The sequence below is a fragment of the uncultured Shewanella sp. genome (genome assembly GCF_947491715.1).
GTDB lineage: Bacteria > Pseudomonadota > Gammaproteobacteria > Enterobacterales > Shewanellaceae > Shewanella.
In genome coordinates this window covers 1-5,613 of record NZ_CANLKR010000078.1, presented here as the reverse complement: position 1 = coordinate 5,613, position 5,613 = coordinate 1, and the positions used below count along the sequence as shown (strand labels likewise).

Here is a 5,613-nt window from a genome sequence, read left to right as displayed (position 1 = left end):
AACTGCTGACGAATAGTGTCAATAAACGCCTTTGACTCAATCTCACCACCATCAATATTGGTCACCACATAAGCCGCGAGATAGTGATAATTTCCATCTTGGCTGTTCGCATGTTGGCGGTCTATCACCACCGCTTGCTTAACGCCTTTTATTTGACTCAGCGCCGTCTCGACTTCGCCCAATTCAATACGATACCCGCGAATTTTAACCTGAAAGTCGTTGCGGCCTAAATATTCGAGATTACCATCGGGCAAGTAACGCACTAAATCCCCCGTTTTATATAAACGGGTATAACCTTTTTCGATATCAGAAGCCGTCGCGAACGGATTGTCAATAAACCGCTCCGCTGTTAGCTCGGGGCGATGCAAATAGCCTCGCGCCACACCTGCTCCGCCGATGTAAAGCTCACCTGGGGTACCGATAGGTACAATTTGCAATGCTCCTGACAAGTTATAAACTCTGATATTTGGAAAGGCTTTACCAATACTGATGGTTTCTGAAGTGCATACTCTTGTCACCGTTGCCGCAACCGTTGTTTCTGTCGGACCATATTCATTGAAAATACCCTGAACGCCTGAAGGTATTTGCGCAAGGCACGCCTCAGACAAGCTTTCTCCACCAAACAGCAGTGTGTAATCTTGATACGTTGAGCCAGAAAGGATGGATTGCGCTACAGTTGGTGTGAGTTTAATAAGGGTTATCTGATTTTGTTCTAAATGCTGGTGATAGGAAGCGACATCTAATCTATCACCTTGGTAAATACATACTGTGCCGCCAAATAATAATGGGCACAGATTGGTCGCCACTGAAAAATCAAAACAGTAATTCGTTGAGAAGTCGACCCGCTCAAAAGCGTTCCCTAATTGAGACTTTAACCCAAGAGCATGGTTTATCACATTGTGCTGGGTCACCATAACCCCTTTAGATTGCCCTGTGGTCCCCGAGGTATAGATCACATAAGCCAGATCTGTTGAGCTGCTGATTGGGATTATGTTATCACTTGGGTGGCCATAGCCTATCCAATCAGATTGTTGCTGCAAGGTTGCATCATCTACGATCGTGAGCATGACCTCTGCCTTTAACTCACTCTGCCAATGCTTCAACTTGTCTGCATGGTGGTGTTGGGTCAGCAAAATAGGAGCCTGAGTATCACTAAGCATAAAACCGACACGCTCCTGCGGATACTCAGGTGCAATCGGGACATAAGCCCCGCCGGCTTTGAGCACGGCCAGAATACTTATGACCATCTCCAAGCTGCGATCAAAATACAGCGCAATCAGCGTATCTGGCTTCAGCGGCTGATGATACCTCTGCTGATATTGTTCTCGAATAACATGAGCCAGCTGATTGGCTTTTTGATTCAGCTGACAATAAGTTAACTCTAGGTCTTCGAAGACCAGCGCGATGTGGTCGGGTGTCTGGGATACCTGCGCTTCAAACAGCTGGTGCAGGGTTTTATCCTGCGGGTAATCCGCATCCGTTTGATTCCAAGTATGGAGCAGGGTGTGCCGCTCTTCATTTGACAATACATCTACTTCACCCATCGATCTTTGTGGCTGCCCAACAAACTGCGAAAGCGTACGCTCATACATACTGGCAAATCGGCTGACCGTCTTCTCATCAAATAAGCTCAGTGCGTAATTCCATTGACCAACAATGGCTACCTCACTATCTGACATGAATAAACTTAAATCATACTTAGCTGGGATATAACTCCCCAGCTCACCCGCTTCGCTTTCCCCTGCTCTGGCTTTCCCCAGCAGCTGAGCATCTTCAAATGGCAAGGCTCTGCAGTCTTGTGCTTCACCAAAGCGTTGCACCCCAAACATCACCTGGAACAGCGGATGGCGTGACATATCTCGTTCTATATCAAGCTCGCTCACCAACTTCTCAAAAGGCAGCTCCTGATGCACTTTCGCGCCTCGAACCGTCTCATGGACATGAGCGATTAACTCAGAAAAGGTTTGCTCCGGATGAACCTGTACCCTCAACGCCAGAGAGTTCACAAAAAAACCAATCAAGGATTGTGTTTGAGCGTGATGACGATTATCGGAAGGGGTACCTATCAGGATATCTTGCTGATTGGTTACTTTACTCAAGGTAAGGTAAAAACCACTGAGCAGCACCGTATAAAGGGTGGTTTTTTGGGCTTTCGCAATCTCTCTAAGTTGATCCGACAGCCCCTCATCTAAACGAAAACGATGATTTGCGCCTCGATAATCAATGTGAGCCGGACGTGCCCTGTCTGTTGGAAGGACTAGAGTGTTAAAGCCCGTTAATTGCGCGCGCCAATAGTCGAGCTGTTTGTCCAGTACCTCTCCCTGCAAATAGTCACGCTGCCACGCTGCATAATCACTGTAGCTAATTGACAGCTCAGCCAGTTGGGGGACACTTGATTCAAGCAAGGATGTATATATCTCAGAAAGCTCAGCCAAAAAGATATCCGTTGACCAACCATCAAACGCAATATGGTGCCACATCAACAGTAAATATCTTTCTCTCTCAGGATCATTCTGAGTCTTCTCTTTGACTGGCTTAAGCGTCCCCTCCTCTTGCTGTCCAACAAGGTCATAACGACATAAGCGCAGCGACGCCTCTTCACCCAGGGCAAATGGACGACGCACATCTGACAACATCAACGCGTTGAGCTGGGTTTTATCGGTTAAAACCTCAGCATGATATTGGTAGGCGAGCCCCTCATCACGTAAGCAGGTGTAACTCTCTCCTTTTTCGCTGATTTGATAAACACAGTTGAGCACAGCATGGCGTTCAACAAGCCCGTTTATCGCTGCTAATAATTGGCCTTCATCAACATCAGCCTTGAGCTTCACCAAATGAGGAATATGATAACTATCACTCCCCTGTTCAAAACGCTCGATAAACCATAATCGCTCCTGTGCAAATGACAGCGGACAAGCTGCGCCCAGCGCCAGCACATCCGCCGCTTTGGGGATCATTAAGGAACGGTCACTGCCACCCAGCCCCCCTTCACTCAATCCTTTCAGCTGCTCAGCTAGTTGGGCTATCGTCGGGCATTCAAACAGCGCTGACAATGGAATATCAAAACCGCCAATCAAACGGCTTTGTGCGGTTAAGCGAATGGCACGGATCGAGTCCCCCCCTATACGAAAGAAGTTATCTTTAACCCCCACCTGTTCTAACCCCAACACCTCCTGCCAAATGTCACACAGCTGAGCCTCAAGGGCACTACGTGGTGCAACATAAGCATCTGCGTCAATGTACTCAGGCTCAGGTAGCGCAGCCCGGTCAAGCTTGCCATTGATGGTTAAAGGCACCGCATCGATGACGGTAAAGCTCGCTGGAACCATATAATCGGGTAAGCTCGCTGATAATGACTGACGCAGAGTGCCAAGCAATTCTGAGCATTCAACACCGCACTCAAGGGCGCCTTGTTCAAGGATGACATAGGCTGCAAGGGTTTGATGTCCCTCACGCTCTCGGTCAATCACCACAGCCTGCTTCACTGCATCACATTGCCCTAGGGCACTTTCGATTTCACCCAGCTCTATCCGATAGCCGCGGATTTTAACCTCAAAGTCGTTGCGGCCCAGATACGCCAAATTACCATCGGGCAGCCAGCGCACTAAATCACCGGTTTTGTATAATCGAGTGTAACCTTTTTCGATATCAGAAGCCGTCGCGAACGGATTGTCGATAAACCGCTCCGCAGTTAGCTCGGGACGATGTAAATAGCCTCGCGCCAGCCCAGCACCACCAATGTAAAGCTCACTCGGCGTGCCGATAGGTGTCAGTTGTAGGCAGGCATTCAGGACGTAAAGTTGAATATTATCAATCCCTCCCCCCAAAGGCGGGGTTTGACCAGCTTTGATATGACTGCAATCATAATAAGTCACATCAATTGAAGCTTCCGTTGGCCCATATAAGTTTAAAAGTTCCACACTTGCGGATTTCACTCGTGTGAAACCATCAACTTGAGCCGCAGTTAGAGCCTCACCACTACAAAATACGCGCGAGATAGCATCAGGCAAAGATCTTTCAGTTGCATGTAAATACCGACCAAACACATCCAGCATTGAAGGGACAAAATGAAGCACTGTAATTTTCTGTTGAACGATGAGTTCGTGAAGTAACTCTGGCTGAGTATGTATATCCGGTGATGCCATCACAAGCCGAGCGCCCACTTGATTCGCCCATAACAACTCCCATACGGAGACATCAAAAATATAGGGGGTTTTTTGTAGAACAATATCAACACAGGTTAAAGGGTATTCAGACTGCATCCAATGAAGGCGATTCACAATTGCCTTATGCGTAACCATGACCCCTTTAGGTTGCCCTGTGGTGCCTGAGGTATAGATCACATAAGCCAGATCTGTTGAGCTGCTGATAGGGGTGATGTTATCACTTGGGTGGCCACCATCAAATTGTTGCTGCAAGGCTGCATCATCAACGACCGTGAGCATGGTCGCAGCCTCTAACTCACTCAGCCAATGTTTCAGCTTGTCTGCATAGTGGTGCTGCTGCGTCAGCAGTATGGGCGCCTGAGTATCTTCCAATATAAATAACGTTCTCGCTTGAGGGTACTCAGGGGAAATCGGCACATAAGCGCCGCCTGCTTTCAATACCGCCAGAATAGAAATGACCATCTCTAGGCTGCGGTCCAAGTACAAGGCAATTAAGGTGTCAGGCTGTAATGGCTGATTGTGCTGAGCTTGATATTGCGCGCGTATATGATGCGCTAACTGGTTGGCTCTTTCATTCAATGCTTGATACGTCAGTGACACCTCTTCAAACACGAGGGCAATATTATCCGGTGTTTTTTCAACTTGTTCTTCAAACAATTGCTGCAGTGTTTTATCGTGTGGATAAGGCGCGTCAGTGTCATTCCATTCCTGCAATAAGGTATGACGCTCTGCATCTGAGACTAACGATAACGCCTGTTGCGGCAAGTGAGGTTGCTCACTGACGCGGGTTAACATTAACCGCAGCTGATTAAGCAGGCGAGTGGCGTGAGCCGCCTCAATATCATCACCATCATAGCTCAATTTTATTGTTAATCCTGCACTGCCCTCATAGGCTATGACTGATAACGGGTAATCGGTTTTCTCAATACTCTCTCTGACATTCACTGACAAGGTGTCAGCATTATTCACCGGTGAAGGGTAATTCTCAAACACCAACAAACTGTGAAATAACCGCTCCCCTTGTGTCTGTAAACTGGCTAATGACACGCCGCTATGGCTATTTAATTCTGCCATACTGCACTGAATAGCCTGCATGACCTCAGCGCAAGTCGTGTTGTCATTCCACCTCACCATCAAGGGTAAAGTATTAATGTACAGCCCCACACTGGACGCTATCCCATCAACGGGGATGTCTCGCCCAGAGACAGTCGTGCCAACAATGGTTTGCTCATCACCCGTATACACTTGCAATAACTTGTGCCAAGCAAACTGCATGACCACATTCAAAGTGACTGCCTGCTCACGACACAGGGCTTTCAACTGAGCTAAGTCATCACCTGTTACGCACACACTTTGTGTTTGCGCTGAGGCAATGGGTTTTCGCTGCGTTAAATCGACCGGGTGACTTAACAGGTTGTTAATGTCATTGCAGCCCTGCCACTGTTGA

Annotated in this window: 1 protein-coding gene; it reads right to left on the bottom strand. The window is 47.9% G+C overall.

Annotated features, from left to right (window positions below; genetic code table 11):
- On the bottom strand, nt 1-5,613 hold a 5,613-nt coding region (locus Q0779_RS23500; protein WP_298776679.1), incomplete at both ends, for a non-ribosomal peptide synthetase.